21 protein-coding genes are annotated in these 23,048 nt (G+C 46.2%); 7 read left to right on the forward strand and 14 right to left on the reverse strand.

Annotated elements, in window-relative coordinates; all coding sequences use genetic code 11:
* A complete protein-coding gene (locus tag AC3AP5_RS03605; RefSeq protein WP_487327022.1) occupies positions 1-216 on the reverse strand; it encodes a hypothetical protein in 216 nt (71 codons plus the stop codon).
* Positions 217-348: 132 nt separating this feature from the next.
* Here AC3AP5_RS03605 and AC3AP5_RS03610 point away from each other — a divergent pair, with 132 nt between their 5' ends.
* Together AC3AP5_RS03610 and bcsG are read left to right on the forward strand one after the other, a co-directional pair.
* Complete coding sequence (locus tag AC3AP5_RS03610; RefSeq protein ID WP_487327023.1) at positions 349-1,908, forward strand: hypothetical protein; 1,560 nt, start codon at positions 349-351, stop codon at positions 1,906-1,908.
* A gap of 179 nt (positions 1,909-2,087) precedes the next feature.
* Entirely contained in the window at positions 2,088-3,695 is a 1,608-nt protein-coding gene (gene bcsG, locus AC3AP5_RS03615) for a cellulose biosynthesis protein BcsG (RefSeq protein ID WP_487327024.1), read from the forward strand.
* A gap of 217 nt (positions 3,696-3,912) precedes the next feature.
* Here the strand turns inward: bcsG and AC3AP5_RS03620 are convergent, their stop codons facing one another.
* Positions 3,913-4,905, reverse strand: coding sequence for a catalase family peroxidase (locus AC3AP5_RS03620; RefSeq protein ID WP_287830761.1), 993 nt, complete (start codon positions 4,903-4,905; stop codon positions 3,913-3,915).
* A gap of 165 nt (positions 4,906-5,070) precedes the next feature.
* Here AC3AP5_RS03620 and AC3AP5_RS03625 point away from each other — a divergent pair, with 165 nt between their 5' ends.
* Genes AC3AP5_RS03625 through AC3AP5_RS03635 form a run of 3 tightly spaced genes read left to right on the forward strand, consistent with a single transcriptional unit; the run spans position 5,071 to position 8,179 of the window.
* Entirely contained in the window at positions 5,071-5,499 is a 429-nt protein-coding gene (locus AC3AP5_RS03625; protein WP_006955599.1) for a MarR family winged helix-turn-helix transcriptional regulator, read from the forward strand.
* A gap of 15 nt (positions 5,500-5,514) precedes the next feature.
* Positions 5,515-6,618 (forward strand): HlyD family secretion protein, encoded by a 1,104-nt coding sequence (locus tag AC3AP5_RS03630; protein WP_287830763.1) that lies wholly within the window; start codon positions 5,515-5,517, stop codon positions 6,616-6,618.
* 13 nt (positions 6,619-6,631) lie between these two features.
* On the forward strand, positions 6,632-8,179 hold the full coding sequence (locus tag AC3AP5_RS03635; RefSeq protein WP_287830764.1) for a DHA2 family efflux MFS transporter permease subunit: 1,548 nt from the start codon (positions 6,632-6,634) through the stop codon (positions 8,177-8,179).
* On the opposite strand, the gene AC3AP5_RS03640 is transcribed toward AC3AP5_RS03635, so the two are convergent.
* The 8 genes from AC3AP5_RS03640 to AC3AP5_RS03675 all read right to left on the reverse strand — a co-directional run bounded on the left by AC3AP5_RS03640 (position 8,124) and on the right by AC3AP5_RS03675 (position 16,378).
* On the reverse strand, positions 8,124-9,689 hold the full coding sequence (locus AC3AP5_RS03640; protein ID WP_487327025.1) for a phosphoethanolamine transferase: 1,566 nt from the start codon (positions 9,687-9,689) through the stop codon (positions 8,124-8,126). The genes AC3AP5_RS03635 and AC3AP5_RS03640 overlap by 56 nt on opposite strands.
* Positions 9,676-10,374: a phosphatase PAP2 family protein gene (locus AC3AP5_RS03645; protein ID WP_488301212.1), complete on the reverse strand. Its 699-nt coding sequence runs from the start codon at positions 10,372-10,374 to the stop codon at positions 9,676-9,678. The genes AC3AP5_RS03640 and AC3AP5_RS03645 overlap by 14 nt, the downstream gene beginning before the upstream one ends.
* Before the next feature lie 77 nt (positions 10,375-10,451).
* Positions 10,452-12,182 carry an ArnT family glycosyltransferase gene (locus AC3AP5_RS03650; RefSeq protein ID WP_487327027.1) on the reverse strand — a complete coding sequence of 577 codons (1,731 nt, stop codon included), beginning with the start codon at positions 12,180-12,182 and terminating at the stop codon, positions 10,452-10,454.
* Positions 12,179-12,835 (reverse strand): TVP38/TMEM64 family protein, encoded by a 657-nt coding sequence (locus AC3AP5_RS03655; protein WP_006955593.1) that lies wholly within the window; start codon positions 12,833-12,835, stop codon positions 12,179-12,181. The genes AC3AP5_RS03650 and AC3AP5_RS03655 overlap by 4 nt, the downstream gene beginning before the upstream one ends.
* A 4-nt stretch (positions 12,836-12,839) precedes the next feature.
* A complete protein-coding gene (locus AC3AP5_RS03660) occupies positions 12,840-13,574 on the reverse strand; it encodes a glycosyltransferase family 2 protein (protein ID WP_290614266.1) in 735 nt (244 codons plus the stop codon).
* Complete coding sequence (locus tag AC3AP5_RS03665; protein ID WP_487327028.1) at positions 13,571-14,563, reverse strand: GDP-mannose 4,6-dehydratase; 993 nt, start codon at positions 14,561-14,563, stop codon at positions 13,571-13,573. Before AC3AP5_RS03665 ends, AC3AP5_RS03660 begins: the two co-directional genes overlap by 4 nt.
* Before the next feature lie 92 nt (positions 14,564-14,655).
* Entirely contained in the window at positions 14,656-15,639 is a 984-nt protein-coding gene (locus tag AC3AP5_RS03670; RefSeq protein WP_286681881.1) for an LLM class flavin-dependent oxidoreductase, read from the reverse strand.
* A 1-nt stretch (position 15,640) separates the two neighbouring features.
* The gene (locus AC3AP5_RS03675) at positions 15,641-16,378 is read right to left on the reverse strand and encodes an SDR family oxidoreductase (RefSeq protein WP_272978186.1); all 738 of its coding nucleotides are present in this window, start codon (positions 16,376-16,378) and stop codon (positions 15,641-15,643) included.
* Between the two features lie 168 nt (positions 16,379-16,546).
* Here AC3AP5_RS03675 and AC3AP5_RS03680 point away from each other — a divergent pair, with 168 nt between their 5' ends.
* Complete coding sequence (locus AC3AP5_RS03680) at positions 16,547-17,179, forward strand: YiaD family glycine zipper/OmpA-like lipoprotein (RefSeq protein WP_487327029.1); 633 nt, start codon at positions 16,547-16,549, stop codon at positions 17,177-17,179.
* Positions 17,180-17,192: 13 nt separating this feature from the next.
* Here the strand turns inward: AC3AP5_RS03680 and AC3AP5_RS03685 are convergent, their stop codons facing one another.
* Entirely contained in the window at positions 17,193-18,098 is a 906-nt protein-coding gene (locus tag AC3AP5_RS03685) for an SPFH domain-containing protein (RefSeq protein ID WP_487327030.1), read from the reverse strand.
* Positions 18,099-18,306: 208 nt separating this feature from the next.
* Here AC3AP5_RS03685 and AC3AP5_RS03690 point away from each other — a divergent pair, with 208 nt between their 5' ends.
* Complete coding sequence (locus tag AC3AP5_RS03690; protein WP_487327031.1) at positions 18,307-20,148, forward strand: S8 family serine peptidase; 1,842 nt, start codon at positions 18,307-18,309, stop codon at positions 20,146-20,148.
* Between the two features lie 52 nt (positions 20,149-20,200).
* Here the strand turns inward: AC3AP5_RS03690 and AC3AP5_RS03695 are convergent, their stop codons facing one another.
* The 3 genes from AC3AP5_RS03695 to AC3AP5_RS03705 form a co-directional block, all read right to left on the reverse strand.
* Entirely contained in the window at positions 20,201-21,040 is an 840-nt protein-coding gene (locus AC3AP5_RS03695) for an NAD-dependent protein deacetylase (protein WP_286681882.1), read from the reverse strand.
* A 234-nt stretch (positions 21,041-21,274) separates the two neighbouring features.
* Positions 21,275-21,871 (reverse strand): response regulator transcription factor, encoded by a 597-nt coding sequence (locus AC3AP5_RS03700; RefSeq protein WP_006955584.1) that lies wholly within the window; start codon positions 21,869-21,871, stop codon positions 21,275-21,277.
* Between the two features lie 2 nt (positions 21,872-21,873).
* Positions 21,874-22,959, reverse strand: a complete 1,086-nt coding sequence (locus tag AC3AP5_RS03705; RefSeq protein WP_487327032.1) for a sensor histidine kinase — start codon at positions 22,957-22,959, stop codon at positions 21,874-21,876.
* Positions 22,960-23,048 lie beyond the last annotated feature (89 nt).

Consider the following 23,048-nt stretch of genomic DNA (forward strand, 5'->3'; position numbering starts at 1 on the left):
TTATTTCGCGCTCCCCATGTCTTTATGAGATAGCACCGTAGTCAGTGACTTCAACTCGGTTGCAAACAGTCGCCAGTACGTTCGGGCTCGTTTTACCCGAACGGGAGAACTTAACTCCAAAAAAGATTCTTGCTGCCAACCAGCAACATGCTTTTGAAAACCTTCGCTCTCGGAGGTCTCATGCACTAATGTTGTACGCCATAACTGATTAGTCATATAGAATACGCTTAGGTTAAAAAAATTTTAAATTAATTTATATTGTAATAATTATGATATAAAATTAGTATTCATACAACATGATTTTAGTCTTATACAAGACGTTTTGTTTTAAACAGGAATGGATCGCTTGTGAGCACTCTATTAGGTCGTTTGATTGGGGATGAGAGCCTACTTCCAGCGCTACAGCTGGGAGAGGTGCATGCTTGTTTAAGTGACAGTAGAAACTGGCTGGTAAGCTTAATTAAAGAAATCAGCTCTGAATTGGCGACACAGGTTTTTCTCACTCGTGATACTCATCGATTACTCAGGCAAGTGGATTCAACGACACCTCTGACTGCTTATGTTGGCGTTGCCGAATGGAAGTTTAGGTCGAAGATAAGGCAATCCGAACTATTTAATTTGTTAGATAAAATGAGTCGCGATGCTGATTGCGTCGTCTTTATTTCACAATTCTCCGATTCATTAATTGCGAACCTGTTAAGTGACCGCGAGACACTACTATTGCTTGCTCGGTGGGCACTTAATAGAAATAAATTAGTATGGGTCGCTTATTTAGGCGATGAAAATACCCCACTGGGGCAAAGCTGGTTGCGCGCTCATCGAATGAGCTTCACGTCAATGCACTTGATGGAGGAGGGGCGTCCTTACTCTACTTGGAAAGTAATGCATTGGTTTGTTGAAGATGACTTATTGCAAGAAGAAATATCGATACAACGTGTTTCGGCCGAGCAAGGCGGTGGGTATTTAAAAGTGACGCCGTTTGAGGACCAGGGCAGACCACAGTTTAAACGGTTAGCAGGTTCGTTAGTTTACGCCGTGCATAATGCCATTAAAGCTACGGAGATCGCACCTAATCATTGGCAACAAGTTAAGCATCCCATCGAGATTGAAAAAAATTTTAAACAGGGAAGTAATGACGTCATTATTATTAATGACGCTTACATGGCATCTCGCAAACAACTGATAGAAAAAATATATCGCCTGAGAAGTGCTATTGGTCCCTTTATAAAAATTATAATACGCGAAGTTGATTATCGTATTCGGCACCATGATGAGCGTATTTTAATCAATGCGGGTGCTACGTATATTGCCCCTAAGTCACTTTCACTTGATGAAATTGATAGCGTTATTGACTGCTTGCACAGTTGGGAGTTCAAAGGCAATTTGCCAGAATTGGCGACATTACAGCAACTATTTATTCCATCTGAGGCGGAAGGTTATTTGCCGCCTCCGAGTTTTTGCGCTCAAGTACGTCGCATGAACGAGTTAGCTAATTATCAAAAAGTCGATGTTCAGCTTATTGTGGGGGTCGTTGCTACCGGTATCAAACCAGATGCGATTGTGTCGCGTTTTTCAGTCAGGCGCCAAGGTGATCTGTGTACTGTGTTAGGTAATACGGTCTATATCTTTTTGTTTGCATGTGAAAAAGCTGAGGTCGATAGGACATTACTTAAATTACTGGGCTTTTCATCACGAAATTTATTTAGTCGGGAAGCGCGTTTTGACGCAACTTTTGCTATTAAAGAAGCTCTTGATGAGCTCGCTGGATTAGCTGATACACAAGGCTGGCAGTTACCCGAGTTTACTTCGATTAATGAAGTTGACGAACAAACTGATCGTCAATTTGAAAATTTTCATCCACTACCAGCGACTGTTGCGTCTTTGAAAGGGGATAAAAATAATGCCTGAGCACGTTGCTGAAACCTATGTTTTAATAAGTTTTATCCTAGGCGTTTTTGCGGGCTGGCTGACACTTGCGCTTTGGCGGTGGCTTGGGAAACGAATTGCGAGTCTTGCAGTTAAGTTCGGGTTTGTGCGTATTCTCAGCAAACCACGACGCAGCAAGACAATGAAAGGGACTTACAGAAATGGATAATCGGCAGTACCAATTGTTCCGTCAACAATGGTTAAGCAGTGCATTGTTCAGCTTGCACAGTCCAGGCAAATGGTCGTTCGTGTTTTTGCTAAAAACTGCGCTATGTTGGCTCTCGTTTATGTCCTTTTCTCTGGTCTATAATCTTGCGCTCTTTCTTTTAATTGTGCTTCCAATTAAGCCGACTTGGTTGTCACGAACGCGCGATATTCTGATATGGCCTGCAATGATCGCGCTGCTCTATTACGACAGTCACTTACCTCCGATAACGTCACTGTTTAATAACCTTGAGCAACTCGCACAGTTCAGTTTCGGCTATTGGTTAGAACTTGCCGAACGTTACATTTCCATGAAAATGATTACTTGGCTTGTGGTGGCTTGGATTGCGTTTTTATATTTTAAGAATATCTTTAAAATGGGCACCGTTGCTTTTGTTTGCTTGCTGGGTACAGGTATTTATGTGCAAACAGCGGCTCCTGAAAGTAGCACCGTCGCGATGAAGCCTATTGAACCGCAAAGCACGAATGACGCAAAAGTCGAAACACCCGAGCTATTTTTGGAGCGCTTTTTCCAAACGCAATCACAATGGCATGTCAAAAGTCCTGCTATAAGTCAGCAAGTAGGGCGTGATTTTGATATTTTGCTAGTCAATATTTGTTCTATTTCTTGGGCTGATATACAGACGGTAGGGCTTGAGACTCACCCCGTATTTGAGAAATTTGATATTATCCTTGAAAATTATAATTCGGTTTCCTCTTATTCAGGACCTTCGGCATTACGCATACTTCAAGCGGGCTGTGGACAAAAACCTCATCAACAAATCTATCAACCTAAAAAGCAATGCCTGCTTGCTGAGGAGCTTGCATCGCTGGGTTTTAAGTCTGAACTATTTATGAATCATAACGGTGAGTTTGATAACTTTAAAAACTCGCTGTTAAACGATGGTGGACTCAATACCTACGACGATATTCAACAGTACTTTTCACCCACGATGATCGCTTTTGACGGCGCGGCTGTGTTCGATGACAAGCAAATTATTGATCGTTGGTTAGCGCAAGGCGACAATTCGAACGCTCGTTTTGGCTTCTATAATTCGTTAACGCTGCATGATGGCAACCGACGGTTGAACTCAAATAAAACCAGCATACAAAGCTATAGAGAACGTGCGTTGCTGATGCTTGAACAAATACAGGCGATTATTGAGACGGCAGAGCAAGAACAACGCAAGTTGCTACTTATCGTTGTCCCTGAACACGGAGCCGGACTTAAAGCCGATGGGGTTCAACTCGCTGGCTTGCGCGAAGTACCGACGTATTCGCTCACACATGTACCTGTATTGTTCAAATTAATTGGTGCCAATAATCCGAGTGAGCAAACTATTCGAGTTGATCGGCAAACCAACCAAAATGCAATTTCATCACTGATTATGAACACCCTTGCACAACAGCCCTTTGCGGGCGGGACATACCAGCCTGAAGCTTTAGCGGACGCTATTCCTGATAGCAAGTGGGTCAGTGAGAATAAAGACATCCGCTTTATGATTTGGGAAGATAAGCATATCCTCAAACTTAAAGGACAAAACTGGGTCGAAGTGCGTGATTAGCTTACCCTTTGATTAAGTTTCTCCAAAGTCTGAGAGAGTTCGATAATGAGTTGGTGGTTGTTAGATACTACGCCGTCTTAATAGCTGCGTCATCGTTGAACAATTTAAACATAACTCCTCCATGAGGCGAACATGCCTATGAGGTATTATCGAACAAATTGTTAAAAAGTTAAGAGATTAAACACTCAATATTTCGAATGTTTAATCTCTAAAAAGTTTACTGTCCTTGCAAACGTTTGCCATAAGAAATCGCATAGGCGGGCGAGCGTATTTGAAGCACCGGATCTTGACTGGTAGAGATACCGTCAGTGACCTGATTCGGGTCAAAATTGATCGGTGTACATGATTCTCCACCGGACTCGGTTATTTTCAGTGTACCGACATTGATGGTTTCTCTATCTTTTGGCCAAACTTGTGACGGGTCATTGATTGGATCACCCTGTTCAGCAAGTTGCCAGTGCCATTCGTATTCGATCGGTCCGTCCTTAAGGCGCTCACTGAGTCGCTTGGCAAGGAAAGACTTGGGTAAATTTTTCTGCTCTTGCTCTGTAAGTAGCGTTTCGCCTGCCTTAGGCACTAATGTCCAGCGAAATGCCTGCAATTCGCCGTTAGTCAACGTGGTATAGAATGTGTGAATACCAAAATAGTTAGCCGATGTGTATTCTGCTGCCGGTTGATGCGACTGTAACCATTCTCCCTGACGTGCGGCTTCTGGGTTAGCTTCAAGATAAGCTTTGCGGTCAGCGCCAGTTGCTTCACCCTGAGCAATGGCATAATTGATACGCAGAAGGCCAAGAAACTGTTCTGGGTTTTTACCAGCAAACATCGGTGTGGTTAATCCTGCAATCTTATGCTGCCTGTTATTGTCTAAATCAAACATCACTGCCATCCCGCGCGGTGCGTTTGCCGCCTCATCTGCATTTGGATTACCTCCGCCCATGGAAAAGCGCAACGTAATTGGCGCTTGCTCGCTAAATAAGGGGGTATCAAAGCGCGCTTGTGCGGTTGCGGAGGGTTCAAATGAGCCAAGTGCACAAACACCTTTGGCGTGACCTTTACGTACGCCAGGATGTTCGCCACTCAGTTGTTTGAATACTTCTATAAAATCATTTGCAGTAGCCGATTGAGGCGCTTGAATAGAAGCTTGTTGTGCTGCAGCACTGAACGATAAAGCTGACAGTAGGGCAATGTAAGTGGTTGTGGTTTGCATAGTTTACTCCCAATAAATACCGAGTTTTATTACGCGTATGGACGCAATACGGATTGCGCCATGTTTAGAAGAGTTGCCAATGAGTTAAGACTTATTAAACTCATTTAGTTTAGAAAAATAGTAAGCTAACTTATAATAACCTTAGTTACTAATTGGGGAGGCGTTATGGAACACCCTGACAGAGAGTTGATGTTCTTGCTCGCGGACGTGGCACGCATGGCTAAATGGGACTTCGATGCGCGCGCTAAATCACTCGGTTTAACGCGCGCTCAGTGGTCAATTCTGGCACGTCTTGTCCGCTGCCAAGGTATTCAACAGTCGCGGTTAGCTGAGCTACTTGAGCTCAAAGCGATTACGATTGCACGCCATATCGATCGACTGGAGCAGGGCGGTTGGGTTGAGCGTAAACCAGATCCGGATGATAGACGGGTTTGGCGGCTGTTTTTAACCGAGCAAGCAGAACCGGTGTTGAATCAGTTGCGGGAGCTCGGAGCGCAAACGCGCGCTAAAACCCTCGCTGGGATCTCTGAGGCGACCCGCCATGAAATTCTCAATGCACTGAAATCCATGAAACACAATTTAACCGAAAGCTGAAGGACGCTCTTTACTATGAACACGCGGTATAACAATCCGATTCGAATGTCGGGCGCTGTTAAGTTACGGATGATTTTATTGGTGCTAGTACCTTTAATTGTCGTATTGGTAACGGGTGGGATCTACCTCACCGGTGGTCGGTTTGTAGAAACTGAAAATGCCTACGTGCAAAATGATAAGGTGTCTATTGTACCTGAGATATCGGGTAACGTTGCGCAACTTTTTGTGTCGGAAAACGAGCCCGTAAAACAGGGAGACCTATTGTTTGATATCGTCGATGCGCCTTATGCGATTAAGGTGGCACAGGCGAAATCTCAGTTGGCACAAGTCGTTACTGAAATCGAAACGTTGAAGGCGCAATACGCAGAACAGCAAGAGCAACTGGTTCTCGCGCAGTCAAATGCAGCATTTGCCGAGCGTGAATTTGCGCGTCAGAAACGATTAGTAAAGTCGGACTCGGTGTCAGAATCAACCTTGGATAAGTATCGACACCAGTGGCGCGTTGCGAAGGAAAATGTGAAGTCGGTTGAGCAAGGACTGAAACGTATCGCGGCAAGTTTAGCGGGGCAACCGAATATCAATGTTAAGCAACACCCGCGTTATCTGCAAGCCAAAGCTGCGCTGGATGAAGCTGAACGAAACCTCGAACAGACGCATGTGGTTGCACCGATGTCAGGTTATGCGAGTAAAACCCCCTCTGCAGGTCAGTACATCGATCCACGTAACCCAGCGATGGTGGTGGTCGCGACTGAGGCGCCATGGATCGAGGCTAACCTGAAGGAAACTCAGCTAACGCACGTCAAAGTGGGACAAAAAGTGGTCATTCATGTCGATGCTTATCCTGACATCGTATGGCACGGTAAGGTGAAAAGTATTGCTGCGGCTTCCGGTTCTGAGTTTGCTCTTTTGCCCGCTCAAAACTCGACAGGGAACTGGGTCAAAGTGGTTCAGCGAGTTCCGGTTCGCATTGCTGTCGTGGATACAGGCGGTAAGCCACCACTGAGAGCTGGTATGAGTACGGAAATCTCTATTGATACAGGCTGGCACGAGCGGGGACCTCAGTTTTTGCAGCCGCTAGCCCACTGGATGCAAGCATTAAGTAGCGATAAGCCAGCTTAAGGGTCACGTTGTTATGAATGCAAAGCAGCTCGCTAAGAACCGTGGTTTAATCACTATTTCTATCATGCTTGCAACCATTATGCAGGCGGTCGATACCACGATAGCTAACGTGGCGTTGCCTCATATGCAAGGCAGCATGTCGGCCACGTCAGAGCAAATTGCCTGGGTGTTAACGTCGTATATTGTGGCAGCAGCAGTGATGACACCGATGACCGGCTTTCTTGCTGCGAAAATCGGCCGGAAGCGATTGTTCCTGTTGTCGGTATTTGGCTTCACAGCCGCCTCGGTCTTATGTGGTGTTGCTGTTTCACTAGAACAACTGGTGTTTTTCCGGTTACTACAAGGCGTGTTTGGCGCGGGACTGGTGCCGTTGTCGCAGGCTGTTTTGCTCGATACGTATCCGAAAGAAAAGCACGGTTCTGCCATGGCTATTTGGGGCGTTGGCGTTATGGTGGGGCCCATTCTAGGTCCTACACTCGGTGGATATCTGACCGAGTATTATAACTGGCGATGGGTATTTTTTATCAATATCCCAGTGGGGTTATTGGCGTTTGCGGGAATTGTCGCCTTTGTTAAAGAAACAGAAACAGAAAAACGCCGCTTTGATCTGTTCGGATTTGCGTTACTCTCGTTATCGATAGGTGCCTTACAGTTGATGCTTGACCGTGGTCAAGGCGAGGACTGGTTTGCTTCCAGTGAAATTATTGTCGAGTGCATTGTTGCGGTTCTGTTTTTATATTTGTTTATCGCACATATGCTGACTAGCCGTAATCCGTTTATAGAACCCGCACTATTTAAAGATCGTAATCTTGTCACAGGACTTATCTTTATTTTCATTGTAGGGATTATTCTACTCGCGACGCTGGCGTTACTACCGCCGTTTCTACAAAACCTAATGGGCTTTCCCGTGATTACCACGGGCGAGATATTAGCGCCGCGAGGTATTGGAAGCATGTGTGCCATGCTGATGGTTGGCAGGCTGATTAATCGTGTCGACGTGCGCTGGCTAGTAGGACTCGGGCTATCATTGACTGCCTATTCGCTATTCGAAATGGCCGCATTTAATCTGTTTATTAGCCCGATGGATGTTGTCAGAACGGGCATTATTCAGGGGTTGGGCCTAGGCTTTGTATTTGTACCGCTCAGTACGGTGACATTTTCGACACTGGCGCCTCAGTTGCGAACCGAAGCCACAGCGATGTTCAGTTTAATGCGTAATATCGGGAGCAGTATTGGTATTTCGGTCATGGTTACGCTGGCAGCGCGCGCGACACAGACTAATCACGCTGTACTCGGCGAATCGTTGACAATGTTCCGAGCTCCGGTGAAAGAAGAGTTCATACGAATCGCGGTAGAAAACGGACCGGGTATGGCGGTTGCTCAAATGAATCAGCAATTAACTCAGCAAGCCGCCGCGATCGGTTATCTGAATGACTTTAAAGCCATGGCTTGGATGGCTTTATGTTCGTTACCATTGTTGCTCTTATTCCGCACTGAATCACGGACTAAGGCGCCAGTTGCTCCGCCAAGTCAAGCTGAGGTTGATAAAGCGAAGTCTTAACATTGAAAAAGCCGAGCAATGAATGTGCTAAATAGCCATGATTAACAGGGTACTTTGCGGCCGCATCAGGACGGTCTGCCCAAGCGTTGGCAGGCCATAGAATCCAAGGTACGTGGCGTTGTTCATCGGGAGCCATCCAGTTAGGAAGCCCATGCAGGTAGACACCGTTATCTCCGAGTGACTCGCCATGATCGGAAATGTACATGAGGCTTGTATCCAATTGCGGTGCCTCTTTAAGTGTATTAATCGCGCCAGTGACGAGTTTATCGGTCACAATCAAGCTATTGTCATAAGCATTCTTAATGGTGTCGACTGAGCACTGATTGAGCTCGATGGTGGTGCACTCGGGGAGAAATTTTTTAAGAGCTTGAGGCGATCGTTTGTAATAAGCAGGACCGTGGCTTCCCATTGAATGTAAGACAATAATGCTGTCTTGCTTTGCATTGGCTAACTTGGTTTTCAGAACTTCTAGCATCCGTGTATCGAAGCATTCCTGATCGCTATCACAGTAATCTTCGGCAGTAATTTCTTCCACTCGGTCGCAGACGTTTTTACAGCCCGAGTTATTTTCAATCCACGATACATTGATACCCGCGTGATCAAGGACATCTAATACATTACTGGTCGAGCGTGCACGGTTATCGTAGTTTTCAGCCTGATAAAAACTAAACATACATGGGACTGAAATGGCTGTCGCGGTGCCACAAGATGTTGCATTTGTGAAGCTAATAAGTTCACCTTGCTGGGCGAGTTGCTCGATACCCGTAGTGGTTGGGCGCGGGTATCCATTGGAACTGAAGTGATCAGCTCGCGCCGTTTCTCCGACGATGACAACCATGACTTTAGGAGTTTTGTCATTATCTGGTTGCTGGGTGGCATCTTGACCCAGCGCGATGAAGGTTTCTGGCGTCGATAATTTGGCTTTAGCAACCGAAACACTGGCAGATATGACATTGAAGGGGATGACTCGGTATTTAACGTCACGGTGATTGCGAAATAGTGATGAATACTCACTGTATTGGGTCATCAGTACGCCCATAGCAACGGCAATAAGGATGCACCCGGCCCCTAAACTCAGCAATGTCGTACGTACCCAAGGTTGCGGTTTCACCGGCATCCAAATCAAAACTATTGCTGGTACAACGCCCCAGAGAAAGACAGACAAAATGAGTTTAACTGAAATCAGATCGCTGGCTTCAGAAGTATCTGTTTCGAGTGCATTGATCAGCATATCAGGATCAATCACTACACCGTACTGATTCATCCAATAGGTGACCACCGCGGCGGTGGTAAATAGCACGAATATGGCGCCTTTCAGACAATGAAATGCGCGTGCAATTAAAAACAGTACAGCGTACACACAGGCGATAACAAAAAGAAAGCCCATTTGTGCGATAAGCGAAGTTTGATACTCGTTTAGCGAGGATAAAAGGGGACCGCAGTAGGCTAGGGTCAACCACAGCGTAGCGATCAGTATCAGAAGTCGACTGGATAACTTAACGGTTTTCATTAGGCTTATCTCCAATAAATATCAATGCACTGATAACCCAGCAGATAAAAGCCGTGGTGATATCGTCTGAAATGAAATGTGCGCCGCGCAACTGCTGCGCAAAACCAAGTAATAAACCAATGAGTAGTGAACCGATTAGGGCTTTGCGGGCGATAACGGGGAAGTCTTTGCGTAGGTAAAAAAACAGCGAAAACCAAGCGTATCCGATACTTGCGTGTCCTGCAGGAAAGCAGCGTCCGGGCTCGGGTTGGCTGGCGGCTAACCAAAGAGGTTGGTAGTCAAAGCGGCCGCCAAACATGTTGAGATCCCAAGGACAATGCATCCCGATAACACCTTTCATCAGGTTCACGACAATAAAAGACAGCAATAGCGCACCGATAAATTGTGATAAGCGGACAAGCGAGGTTACACGTAGAGGTTTGAACCATTGCGATAGGTAAAAAATTAAGATACCGGCGACAATTACGATGTTAAGTGCACGGAAACCGTCATGAAGCACAGACTCGGTAATTAGGTTATGTTTTAACGCCCAAGCATGACCGGAAATTGAGAACAACCATTGGGACACATCAAATTTTATCCCGAGCCCTTCAAAAAAAATAAATAAAGCCAAGTACAAAGGTACTGAAACCAACAATAACGAACGGCTAGAACGGTCGGATAAATTGATAAAAAAATTCCGCATAGTTGTCTTAAAAAATTAGTCACTATGCGGAATTTATAAAAACTATATTAATTAAATCTTAAATTTAAACAGATTGTTTATTCATTAATATCACTGGCTGGGCTTCGGTAGCGAATCACTTTGGCAGGTGCCGGGCATGATTTGGCTGCATCCTTGGCGCTAAAAAGCAGCCAATGCTCGCGATGTGCGATACCTAATGACTTTCCATCTGCTGGGTCAAAACACTCAAAATGCATATTATCCGGCGCCATGATATAACGATTGGGTGCTTCGTTTATCCATAGCCATGCGTTACGAAACTGTTCAGCATTGCCTGTAAAATAGCTAAAGTGAGTTAACGGAATAGGCGAAAAAAGCAAGTGTTGCTCTTTGAGATCGAGAATAGCCAATTCGCCGCCATCTACTTCGGCAGCCGCGGTAAGCATGACGTTTTGGGGTGTGCGTAAGGGCTCCGCGAGAGGATACACGAGCCAACTCACAGTAACGCATATAATAGCCACGGCTGAGCCATATTTGACCCATAAACTCTTACGCCATAGCACTACACACGCGAAACAAATAGCACCCACGATAATCGCAAAAATAATGGCGAGGCTATCTAGCAGTTGAAAGCTCTGCGTGTAGTTGTCGAGTTTGTCGACAAGCTTGTCATGGTGTATCGCAGCAAAGTAAGTCAGTGCTGTGAAAACGGTGATGATTAATGTGAGCAAGGCGCGTAAAAACCATCGACTGGCACGATTAAGCGAAAGATCGGGCCAGGCAGCGGCTAACGCGATACAGAACATGGGTAATGCAGGCAGTATATAAACGCCCCGTTTGGCAGGACTTAAGCTAAAGAAGAAGATGACTAAAATAACCCAACCAAATAACACCGCAATACGGGGGTCCTGCTTAATCTGCTGTAAGACGGTTTTTAACTGCGTCAGTAATAATACACTCAGCGGTAACCAGAATGCAGGTACCACGCTACTGATAAAGTAATGCCAAGGCTTAAAGTGATGCCATGGATCCACATAGCGTTCGCCGGTTTGTTTAAACAGGATATTATCGCGGTATGCGAGATATTCTGGACTACCGTTTTGACTGACAATCAAGTACATGGGTACGAGCCAACATGCCACTACAGCTAGCATAACGATAGGGCCTAGCAATGCGCGCCAACGCCAGCTGCCTGTTAAGCGTTGCTGGGTAAAGTGATAAATTGCAATCGGTAACAGCATCAGCAGGGGCAAAAAGCCAACGCCTTTGGTTATAATACCTAATCCCATGAAGCCCCAGCCGAGGAAGTACCAACGCCAATGGGGACCGCAGAAGAAGTGGCGCAATAGACCATAGCAACCCAGTGTAATCCAACAGGCGACCATAGCATCGATTTGGGCGAATTTTGCCTGAATTAAAAATTGTGGCGTAATGAGTAGAAGCAGCGTTGCGTGTCTCGCAATACGCATGCCCCATATCCGTCTACTGATATCAAATACGGCCACTAAACTGACTAGGCTGCACAGCGCGTTAGGCAATAACGCGGCTATTTTTATATTGCCAATCAAATAATAGCATAGCGCGATAGCCCACATGAAAATGGGCGGCTTATCGGGATAAAACTCCTCACCACGGGCAGGAAAGAACCATTGTCCAGTGACGACCATCTCACGCGCTACATCAGCAAAACGGGGCTCGTCGGGTGGCCAAGGCGAGCGAAGCCCAAGTCCCGAAAAGATGAGTAAAGCCGCTACAACCAATAGCCAGAATAGGAACTCACCGGTGCGTTCGGATGAGAGTCGTTGCTCAAATGCGTCCAACCACTTCATGAGGGCACTCCTTCTGACAGGCTTTTTTGTGAGCGGTAGAGGTGGATACCAATAGCTGATGCGATGACAAACAATAAACCACTGATGAGTAATTTCTCAGATTGGGCGAGGCCAATACCACTGCCGACTAAAACAAATACAAGAGTTTGTGGGATATAACCGAGTATGCTTCCGACGAAAAAGCGTTTAAAGTCGACATTGGCTGCGCCCGCAAATAAGTTCGTCAAAAGATTACTGCCAACGGGCATCAGTCGAATCATCATGGTTTTTCGTGTTGTTGCTACATTAATCCACTTTACCAGTCGCTCGCTCTGGGTTTTGAAACGTTTTCTTATTAACGGCTGTAAAAACATGTGTGCAGTAAAGTAGGTGACCGCGAGTGAAAGACCGCTCACCAATAATGCGGCGACGAAGCCCCAACCGGTTCCTAGTATAAACCCCAATACGAGCGCGATGAGCTGGCGCGGACCGCCAATTGCCATAAACAAAGTGGCGGCGGTCAATACAATGGCATAGCCTTTGACGCCAGCTTGTTTGATCGTCTGCATGGCTCGTTCTGACGTCGAAATAGCATCTAACCATCCTTGTTGAATGGCCAACGCAAGCGCAAAGAAAACACCGACAATCGCTAATAGTTTGATCGCGCGTTGCATCGGATTAGGACTCCTGACTGCGCTTTATAGCTTTAATTTGCGGCTTTCTGGAGCGGTAAATCAGCCAAAGAACACCCAAAATATCAAGTAGGCCAGCCCAAGCACGATTCCAAGCATTATATTTTGAGATGCCTTGTAAGCGAGCGCGGTGGTTCACAGGAACACTTTTTATTTCTCCTCCCATGCGTTTGACCAACGCGGGTACGAAACGATGCATATGGTGGAAGTAGGGGAGTTGTAAATAGGTATGACGAGGGAGGATTTTCAACCCACAGCCAGTATCCGGTGTATCGTCTTTCAACACGGCCTGTCTAAAGCGGTTGGCAACACGCGATTGAAATCGCTTCCAAGTCGTATCTTTTCGTTGTTGACGGTGCCCAATTACGCAAAAGTGGTGCGATTGCAACTCGTTTGCTACCTGCTTTAATGAAGGAATATCCGCGGGATCATTTTGGCCATCGGCGTCAAGCACTACGATAAACTCACCGCAGGCGTGTTGTGCTGCTGTATAAAGCGCAGTGCTTTGACCACAGCTCGACTGATGTTGAATAACCGATACTTGTCCTTGCATGGTTTTAGCGGTCGCCAATGCCTGCTCTGCTGTTGCATCTGTACTACCATCATCTACCAGCACCACTTCGTATGAGCTGTCTTTTAAGGCGTCGTCAATCTCTTTTAGTAAAACACTAATATTATCGGCTTCATCTTTTGCCGGGAGTATCACTGAAAACTCAATCATGCTAATTGTCCATGTGCATTGTATTTTTTGTACCACTCTGCGAATTTTTGAATGCCAGACTCGATATCGACCTGTGGTGAATAACCCGTTATTTTACTTAACTCTGTCACGTCCGCCCAAGTTGTGCTTACATCACCATCTTGCATTGGAAGATAACGTTTTTTAACCGGTTTTTCGAACGCGCTCTCGAGTATTTCAATAAACTTAAGCAAGTTAACAGGTTCGCCGCGACCTATATTTAAGACGCGATGGCGCGCACCCTCTGACTGAGTTTGAATAGGTTTATCTAATAGGCGGTATATGCCCTCTACAATATCATCGATAAACGTAAAATCACGCGATAGGTCACCATGGTTATAGACATCGATTTGACCACCTTGCATGATTTGTTTGGCAAACTTCATCGGTGCCATATCGGGACGACCATAAGGACCGTAGACGGTAAAGAAACGCAATCCAGTCGCAGGGATATTATATAAATGGCTATAGCTTTCAGCCATCAGTTCGTTAGCACGCTTCGTCGCTGCATACAAAGATACCGGTTTGTCGGCGGTCGCGTTCGTCGAAAAAGGGACACGCTCAGTATTACCGTACACCGAGCTTGATGAGGCATAAATAAAGTGGTCTACAGGGTGACTGCGAACCCACTCGAGTATGTTGAGAAATCCGATCAAGTTGCTTCGCCCATACGCTTGCGGATTATCGATTGAATAACGCACACCTGCTTGAGCGGCAAGATGAATGACATCATCAATCGTATAATCGGCTAGGCAGTCTGACAATGCGATAGGGTTATCAATATCGATCGAATGAAAGGAAAATGAGTCAAATTTCTTAAGTTGATTTAATCGATCATACTTAAGCTGAACTGAGTAATAGTCGTTGAGGTTGTCAATTCCAACGACGTGAAACCCTTCTGAAAGTAGGCGCTTGGCCGTGTGAAACCCAATAAAACCAGCGGCTCCAGTGATTAAAATCTTACGAGACATAAAGTCGGCTTAATTAAATTAAAATTAAACCGACTTTATAACAAAGAAACCTTAAAAATACCTTAAGAATAGCTTGGGTCACCTGATTAATATTAGTTTAGTAGTATTTCTGCGCCGATTTTAAACGAGTTTAGGCGATCTGATATATCGTAGGCGTTGCAGGTCAAAATCAGCTCGTCGACCTCAGTTTGTTCAATAAACTGTGTGAGGTGACGCGCGACGGTGTCTTTTGTGCCCACCGCGGTAAAGTTCAGCGCGTGATTAACAGCCGCTAGTTCATAGGGGTCCGCTATGGCTTTAATATCCTCAACAGGGGGCTGCATGCGCCCGGGCATCCCGCGACGTAAATTAATGAACTGTTGCTGCATCGATGTCATCATGCGGCGAGCGTGATGGTCCGTGTCGGCTGCGAATAGATTCAGTGCCGCAGCAGCGTATGGTTTATCAAGATAACGCGAAGGCTTGAATTGCTTGCGATATAGTGTAAGCGCGTGACTCAGGTGATCGGGCGCAAAGTGAGATGCAAACGCGTAGGGCAGCCCGAGTCGGGCAGCTAGTTGTGCGCCAAAGGTGCTCGAACCTAAGATCCAAACGGGGATGTTTTGCTGAAAACCAGGAATGGCTTTGATGGTGTCAGTATCTTCTGCTTCGGCGAGATAGCCCAACAGCTCTTGCACATCGTTAGGAAATTGTTCAGCGTCGTTCGGTGAACGCCTTAAAGCACGCAGGGTTTGTCCATCTGTACCAGGTGCTCGGCCCAGTCCCAAGTCAACCCTGTTGGGATACAGAGCATCGAGCGTGCCGAATTGTTCTGCAACAATATACGGTGGATGGTTAGGCAGCATAATACCGGCTGATCCCACACGAATGTGTTGGGTTCGACTTGCAATATGACCTAGAACAATAGCGGTTGCCGCGCTGGCGATACCCGTCATATTATGATGCTCGGCCATCCAGTAACGATGATATCCCCAACGTTCGGCTGCTTGAGCAATACTTACAGCGTTTTTTAGCGACTCAGCAACTGTGCCGCTTTCAGGCACAGGTGCTAAATCCAAAATACTGACTTGCGGCAAACTACAACTCCTGCTTGGTAGGACGAATGATCATCTCATTGACGTCAACATCACCTGGCTGTTCAATCGCAAATGTAATGGCTCGTGCGATTGAGTCAGAGCCAATTGCATCTTGATAAAGATCATCTGCCATTTCCTTCGAATCCTTGTGACTGATGTGGTCAGTCAACTCAGTACTCACAGCGCCCGGTGAAATATTGGTCGCTCTGACTTCGCCATTTGATTCTTGACGAATCCCTTCACTGATTGCTTTTACAGCAAACTTTGTCGCGCAGTAAACGGTTGCACCTGGAAATACCACGTGACCTGCAACCGACGATAAGTTAATAATATGACCTGATTTTTGCTTACGCATGCTCGGCAGCACCGCTGCGACACCGTACATAACGCCCTTAATATTGACATCTATCATTTGGTCCCACTCATCGATTTTCAACTCGTCCAGTGGTGCTAATGGCATTAAGCCGGCGTTGTTTACCAACACATCAATGCGTCCGAACTGCTCAAGCGCAGCATCGGCAAGGGCTTGTACTTGCGACTTATCGGTTACATCCACCGTTTTGAAAATGGCTTCACCACCGTCATTTTTGATGCTATCGGCCAGCGCTTTTAGTCGCTCTTCACGACGCGCCCCCAAGACTAATTTGGCGCCTTTGCTGGCGAGCATTTTAGCAGTTTCTTCACCTAAACCGCTACTCGCACCTGTGATAATAACGACTTTGTTCGCAACTTCAGACATCTTTTACTCCAATTTACTAAATGACTGTGACCTTGTGATACGTGGCACAGCTGTTTTGGATTGATCGATTCACTTTATGTGTTGCGTAAAGATCATGAAAAGCGTTAATGATTTTTTGTAAAGACATGCTAATTTTAACCAATAGGCGTGATGGGTAGAGGATTAGGTATGAATAGTCGATTGTTAATTCTAGGAATTGCAGGAACGCTCGCTTTAACGGGGTGCTCGAATACCATGAATAACACTCAAAAAGGCGCCGCCATTGGCGCTGTTGCGGGTGCAGTAATAGGTAAAGGAACTGGCGACCATGACAAGAGTCGCTATCTTTGGGGTGCCGCCGTGGGCGCTTTGGCCGGTAGCGCGATTGGGAACTACATGGATAAGCAGGAAGAGGCGTTTCGCGACGAGCTGTCAGGCTCGGGTGTGCAAGTTATCCGTGATGGCGATAATATTCGCTTGCAACTTCCGGGAAATATTACCTTTGCTTCTGAGAGTGCCAATATTTCGCAAAACTTTTATCCGGTACTTGAGGACGTTGCCGCGGTACTCAATAAGTATAACAAGACAACGATGATGATAGAGGGACACACGGATAGCACCGGCTCAGCCGATTATAACCAGCAACTATCGTTAAACCGTGCGAATGCCGTGCGTAATTATCTAGTCGGATACGGGGTCGACTCGCGCCGCGTTACGACGCAAGGTTTTGGGGAAAGTCAGCCGATTGCCACGAATGATACCGCGCAAGGCCGACAGCAAAACCGTCGCGTCGAACTACGTATTATCCCAAATCAGCAGTAAACGAACGCCGAGGCTAGTCTTTTGCACTAGCCTCGTTACCACGAATAATGGCTTGATTGAATTGTTCGAACTGAGTCGTTGGCATGGGTACCATGATCACTTTACTGTTTGCGGTATCCAAGGCGGCTAAGGTATCAACGTAATTGGTGAACTTCAGTAGATCGATGACGTCATGAGCACTGATGTCGCTATCCTCTTTACGTACTAGGGCGATACTTTCACTTAAGCCCTCCGCAATCGCTTTGCGCTGTCCTGCGACCCCTTCACCTTGAAGGATTTTTGATTCTTTATCTGCTTCAGCTTTCTTAACAGCGAGAATTTTTTCTGCTTCCGCTTGGTGTTCTGCTGCGCGACGCTCTCTTTCCGCGGCATTGATTTTATTCATCGAATGTTTGACTTCTTCATCGGGATCGATATCGGTAACGAGCGATGCAATTATGTTGAAGCCGTAGCCTTCGATGACACTCTCTAATTCAGCTTGTACTGCATCACTGATTGCGTCTTTGTTATCAAACACTTCATCAAGTGGTTGTTTTGGAATCTGAGCCCGCACTGAGTTGAAAATATAGCTCTCCATTTGGCGCTCAGGGTCTTCGAGTTGGTAGAAGGCGTTGTAAACTGCATCTTTATTTTCGACTCGGTATTGTACGCTGACACGAACCGTGACGAAAACATTGTCCTGCGTCTTTGTCTCGACGCTGACTTGCAGTTCACGGGTTCGCATCGATTGCTTATGGGCCACACGTTCGATGATTGGAATAATAAAGTTTAAACCTGGGGTGAGCATACGCCGATATTTGCCAAATAACTCAATAACATAAACTTGCTGTTGGGGAACGATTCGAACAGATAGCACCAGTAGAATGATGGCCGCTAAAATGATCAACAGAGTAGGTAAGGGCGATTGAAATGCTGACATTTTGTTTCCTCAAATTGATTTTACCTGAGCATATAGTGACACCCGGCTAAAAACAAATACACACGTTGCTTATGCCTTTTTGTGATGTCAATATGTGTAAATATAATGTAAAATTGACGTCATATTTATTTACATAAAATATACATGTGTTAATGATTAATGGCTGGATTTTTTGCCAGTATTCTTCAAATAACAAAAAAGGTTAACCATGTATAAACATATAAGTTTTAAGAAAAATCAAAGACTTGCCGTGTGGGTGAGTGCTGCACTTTCGACTGTAGCGGTCCCCTCAGCTGTCGCGGTTAACCAATCATTTCAGCCACCCAAGGCTTCAGTCGGTCTTCCGACACAGACGGTTGCTCCTAATCAATCCTTAACCACAGGCTTCATAGTTACCTTTAAAGAACGTTCACAAGTAATGAACGAGGTGGCGAATCAAGCAGCACAACGAGGTCTGAGTCGTGCTGCTGCAGTAGCTAATGCGGCGAGTCGCGTAGCGCGGGACTTTTCTGCTCAAACGGGTAGCGCAATTAAGTTTGAACGCGAAATGGGGCTTGCTAACCATTTTGTATTTGATCTTGATAAGAAAATTCCGCCCGGACAGGCAAAAAAGATGATGGCACAAATTGCCAAGCATCCTGAAGTGGCCAGCGTTGAAGAAAACAAGTTATTGCGTCACTTTGCAACGCCCAACGATCCTGATTACAGCGATCAGTGGCACTATTACGAGTCTACTGGCGGACTCAATGTTGAAAACGCTTGGAATAGCGTGACGGGGGCGGGAACCGTGGTCGCGGTTTTAGATACGGGGTATCGTCCTCACGCGGATCTCGTGAGCAATATTTTGCCCGGGTACGACATGATTTCAAATAGCTTCATTGGCAACGATGGTAATGGTCGAGACTCCGACCCGCGTGATCCAGGTGACTGGGTGAGTGCGGGAGCCTGCGGTAATGGGTATCCGGCTCAAGACCAGGACTCAAGCTGGCACGGTACGCATGTTGCAGGCACCATTGCCGCTGTCACTAACAATGGTCAAGGTGTTGCTGGCGTTGCTTATGGTGCAAAAGTTGTGCCTGTGCGTGTTCTCGGTCGTTGCGGCGGTACCACGGCAGATATCGCTGATGGTATTATTTGGGCCTCAGGGGGCTCGGTATCGGGCGTACCAAGCAATGCGAATCCAGCCGATGTTATCAATATGAGCTTAGGTGGACAGGGCGCTTGTTCGAGCGCAACGCAGCAGGCAATTAATATTGCCCGAGGTAACGGCACCACGGTGGTTGTGGCATCAGGCAATAGTAATGACAACTCGACCAATTATAATCCGGGTAACTGCAGTGGCGTCGTCAACGTCGCGGCGACTAACCGTAATGGAAGCCGAGCTTACTACTCTAACTACGGCTCTAACGTGGATGTTGCTGCACCGGGTGGCGCAATGTCTTACGCCAATGATCCAAATGGTGTGCTCTCGACTTATAACTCGGGTACCAGTACACCTGGAAGTGATACCTACGGCTACAGCCAAGGAACATCAATGGCAACGCCCCACGTAGCGGGTGTGGCTGCGTTGATTAAAGAGGCTAACCCGAGCGCTAGCCCAGATGATGTTGAAAACATCTTGAAGCAGACAGCACGAAGCTTTCCTGGAAGCTGTAGTGGTTGTGGCGTCGGTATCGTTGATGCCAACGGTGCAGTAACCGGCGCTTCAGGAGGCGGCTCGGGAGACCCCGGTGACGGCGGTGCGACTGGCGGTGGCGGCAGTGTAAGCGATCTTTCTGCATCAACAGGTAATTGGGTGCGTTATACCATCGAAGTGCCTGCCGGTATGAGCACCCTGGATATTGATATTTCTGGTGGTTCTGGCGACGCCGATTTGTACGTTCAATATGGTAGTCAGCCTGGAAGTAATAGTTATGACTGTCGTCCGTATTTAAGTGGCAATAATGAAAGCTGTAGCTTCTCAAATCCACAGACAGGTACCTGGCATATTGGAATTCGCGCTTATCAAAGCTTTAATGGTGTAACGTTGAACGTCGTCTATAACCCTTAAGCTCTACAGGCTGAAATCCGCAACAAAACGCAGGTGCCACAAACACCTGCGTTTATTTTGGTAGTCGTAATAAACGACGAAATTGCTCAAGCGTTTCCGCAATGTTTCCGTCAATCTTAATCGTGGCTAAATCATCCGCTCGCGTTATACCTTTTGTGATAATAATCACTGGCTTATGTTGTTGATAGGCATAGCGAGCAAAACGAAATCCCGAAAACACTTTTAATGAGGAACCAACGATAAGTAAACCTTGACTGTCATCAATAGCTTGATAACAGGCTTCAACTCGTTTTTTGGGTACATTATCGCCGAAGTAGACCACATCGGGCTTTAAGATCCCGCCACAATGATCGCAATGGATGAGTTTAAATTCGTCCGTTGGTGCTGATAGTTTTGCATCGCCATCTGGCTTAATGACCGAAGCTGATTGATTAAATCGTGGATTGAGCTCGGCATATCGTTGATGTAAATCGAAACGAGGTGATCTATCGCCGCACGTCATACAGACGATGTCGTTGGCGTATCCGTGAAGGTTAATCACCGTTGAACTCCCCGCTTTTTGATGCAGTCCATCAACATTTTGCGTAATAACGGTATCGATAAACCCGTGTTGTTGAAACTGTGCGATAACCTGATGTGCACGGTTTGGTTGCGCATGATATAAATTTAACCAGCCGCCTAAGCTACGCGCCCAATAGCGTTTTCGCGCCGCATCATTATTCATAAAGTCATGGTGTTGCATCGGGGGCGAGTGAACCCATTTACCCTGAGCATTACGGTAGGCAGGAATCCCCGAATCGGTGCTGAGCCCCGCGCCAGACAACAAAGTAAACGGGGTGTTGCCACGAAGCAATTCAGCAGCCTTAACTATTTCAGACGCGTGATCATACATAAAAATTGAACTTTTTCTGAAAAAGAGGGTCGAAGTGATTGCGCGATCAAGCGTAGCACGAAGTGCAAAGCATTGACACAAGATAAATCTTTTTCTATAACAATACGTTAACAAAAATAACAACAAAAATTGGGGGCGCTATGAAGAAGCATTCGTCAGCATTATTCGTACCAATTATAACGTTAACCTTATTGCTCATGGGGAGTCTTTGGTTAACGATTCCTAGTTAGTTATCTATAACCATCCTTTTAGCTGGGCAATACGAGCTGCCTCGACGCGATTTTTAGCACCGACTTTTGCAATCGCTTCGGATAGATAGTTACGTGCGGTGCCCTCAGCGATAAATAGTTGCTTGGCAATTGCTGATGTTGCTAGTCCATCGGCGGCTAGCCGGAGAGCTTTGCGTTCCTTTTCTGTTAACGGGTCGATTTGATTAAAGCTATTGAGTAGGAGCTCAGAGTCAATCACGCGTTTGCCTGCCAAAATGGCAGTCAATGATTGCATGAGTTGCTCAACCGGCGCATCTTTTAGTAGAAAACCATCAACGCCCGCCTGCACAGCACGATTCACATAACCACTGCGATTAAATGTCGTTATGATCACTGTTTTAGTGGAAGGCGCGTTAGCTTTGACCCAATGCACGAGGTCAATCCCCGTCCTATGTGGCATTTCTATATCGGTCAGTAGTAAGTCATAGGTATTCTCTTCAAGACTATTTATAGCTTCGTTTCCATCAGCGGCTTCATCGACATCATATTCCCCATCTAAGCGCAGTAGACTCGCTAAGGCGGTTCGCACCATCGCTTGGTCTTCAGCCAATAATATTTTCATAGTCAGGATTCCACTACGGCTGCGGGTAAGAACAACTTTACTAGGCAACCTTGTGTTGTGTTGATATCAATATGCCCACCGAGGCGTTCAATACGCTCATTAACTCCCAACAAGCCATTACCAAACTCGAGCTCAGTAACACGTCCATTATCGAATATTTCAATGTAGGTATTATCAGCCTTCTCTATAAGTTTTATGAGAACGTGATCCCCCTCACTGTGACGAATGATATTTGTCACGAGTTCGGTGAGCGCCAAAACAAGCGGCGTTTCATAAGCCCTATTTAACTGAGTAAGCGCTCCCTCTACATGAACTTTGAATCCCGCTTCCTGTAAGCGTACGGAGAGTTGTTGTAGCACAAAGTCAAAACCGCCATGTTTATAACCGGTTACGCTCTCTCTGACTTGCTTTAAACAGGTCCGCGCAATCTCGGTCAGCTCTTTCAAGTGATGACTGGCTGCGTCGCTCTGACCAGAATGGATGTGGCGTTGCGCCAATTCAGCCTTGAGTAGCACACTGGTAAGCGTGTGCCCTAAAGTGTCGTGCAGATCACGAGCAATGCGCTCGCGTTCTAACGTAGTAGCGAGTTGTTCAATTTCTAAATCAGTGCGCTGCTGGCTCAGTAAGTGCTCTTGACGCACGCGCTCGACACGCCCAATGATAAAAATCGCAGCACTTAATATTGCACCGTAATAAACAAACCAAGACCACGTGTCGACGACATAATAATGCAACAACGCAAGTGTCAATATAATAGCAAGCAGCCCCAATAGAGCGGGTCGGAGACGATAGGCGAACCCCAGGAAAAAGCCAATAAAGGCGAACATGGTGATTGATGCTGGGTTAATCGGGGTAATCGCGCATGCGATCCCATACATAACGATAATCGGCTTCAACATGTGAGCTGATGAAACGCTGAATGCCCAATAGTAGCTTGCCACAAAGCCAATCAGCGCAGCTGTCATCGCGAGATATTCCAATACTGTGAACGGGTATAGAAACATTGGCACGACGAAAAAGCCGAGGTTCATCAAATAAACCCAAGCGTATTTACGTTCAAGACAGAGCTGTGGTTGTTTTAGTTTCATAGTTGCATTATGAAACGAACCTGTAATTCATGCCAGTGACATTTGTCATCATCATGAAATGACAAAGGTGACTGCCCCTTAACCGTTTA

It is taken from the genome of Idiomarina sp. D18 (assembly GCF_057748155.1).

Excerpts from the sequence above, each read along its gene's own strand:
- AC3AP5_RS03705 (WP_487327032.1), bottom strand. The coding sequence starts at position 22,959 with ATGAAACTAAAACAACCACAGCTCTGTCTTGAACGTAAATACGCTTGG.
- AC3AP5_RS03665 (WP_487327028.1), bottom strand. The coding sequence starts at position 14,563 with ATGTCTCGTAAGATTTTAATCACTGGAGCCGCTGGTTTTATTGGGTTT.
- AC3AP5_RS03650 (WP_487327027.1), bottom strand. The coding sequence starts at position 12,182 with ATGAAGTGGTTGGACGCATTTGAGCAACGACTCTCATCCGAACGCACC.
- bcsG (WP_487327024.1), top strand. The coding sequence starts at position 2,088 with ATGGATAATCGGCAGTACCAATTGTTCCGTCAACAATGGTTAAGCAGT.
- AC3AP5_RS03625 (WP_006955599.1), top strand. The coding sequence starts at position 5,071 with ATGGAACACCCTGACAGAGAGTTGATGTTCTTGCTCGCGGACGTGGCA.
- AC3AP5_RS03605 (WP_487327022.1), bottom strand. The coding sequence starts at position 216 with ATGACTAATCAGTTATGGCGTACAACATTAGTGCATGAGACCTCCGAG.
- AC3AP5_RS03675 (WP_272978186.1), bottom strand. The coding sequence starts at position 16,378 with ATGTCTGAAGTTGCGAACAAAGTCGTTATTATCACAGGTGCGAGTAGC.
- AC3AP5_RS03635 (WP_287830764.1), top strand. The coding sequence starts at position 6,632 with ATGAATGCAAAGCAGCTCGCTAAGAACCGTGGTTTAATCACTATTTCT.
- AC3AP5_RS03640 (WP_487327025.1), bottom strand. The coding sequence starts at position 9,689 with ATGAAAACCGTTAAGTTATCCAGTCGACTTCTGATACTGATCGCTACG.
- AC3AP5_RS03690 (WP_487327031.1), top strand. The coding sequence starts at position 18,307 with ATGTATAAACATATAAGTTTTAAGAAAAATCAAAGACTTGCCGTGTGG.
- AC3AP5_RS03630 (WP_287830763.1), top strand. The coding sequence starts at position 5,515 with ATGAACACGCGGTATAACAATCCGATTCGAATGTCGGGCGCTGTTAAG.
- AC3AP5_RS03660 (WP_290614266.1), bottom strand. The coding sequence starts at position 13,574 with ATGATTGAGTTTTCAGTGATACTCCCGGCAAAAGATGAAGCCGATAAT.
- AC3AP5_RS03685 (WP_487327030.1), bottom strand. The coding sequence starts at position 18,098 with ATGTCAGCATTTCAATCGCCCTTACCTACTCTGTTGATCATTTTAGCG.
- AC3AP5_RS03645 (WP_488301212.1), bottom strand. The coding sequence starts at position 10,374 with ATGCGGAATTTTTTTATCAATTTATCCGACCGTTCTAGCCGTTCGTTA.
- AC3AP5_RS03700 (WP_006955584.1), bottom strand. The coding sequence starts at position 21,871 with ATGAAAATATTATTGGCTGAAGACCAAGCGATGGTGCGAACCGCCTTA.
- AC3AP5_RS03680 (WP_487327029.1), top strand. The coding sequence starts at position 16,547 with ATGAATAGTCGATTGTTAATTCTAGGAATTGCAGGAACGCTCGCTTTA.
- AC3AP5_RS03620 (WP_287830761.1), bottom strand. The coding sequence starts at position 4,905 with ATGCAAACCACAACCACTTACATTGCCCTACTGTCAGCTTTATCGTTC.
- AC3AP5_RS03655 (WP_006955593.1), bottom strand. The coding sequence starts at position 12,835 with ATGCAACGCGCGATCAAACTATTAGCGATTGTCGGTGTTTTCTTTGCG.
- AC3AP5_RS03695 (WP_286681882.1), bottom strand. The coding sequence starts at position 21,040 with ATGTATGATCACGCGTCTGAAATAGTTAAGGCTGCTGAATTGCTTCGT.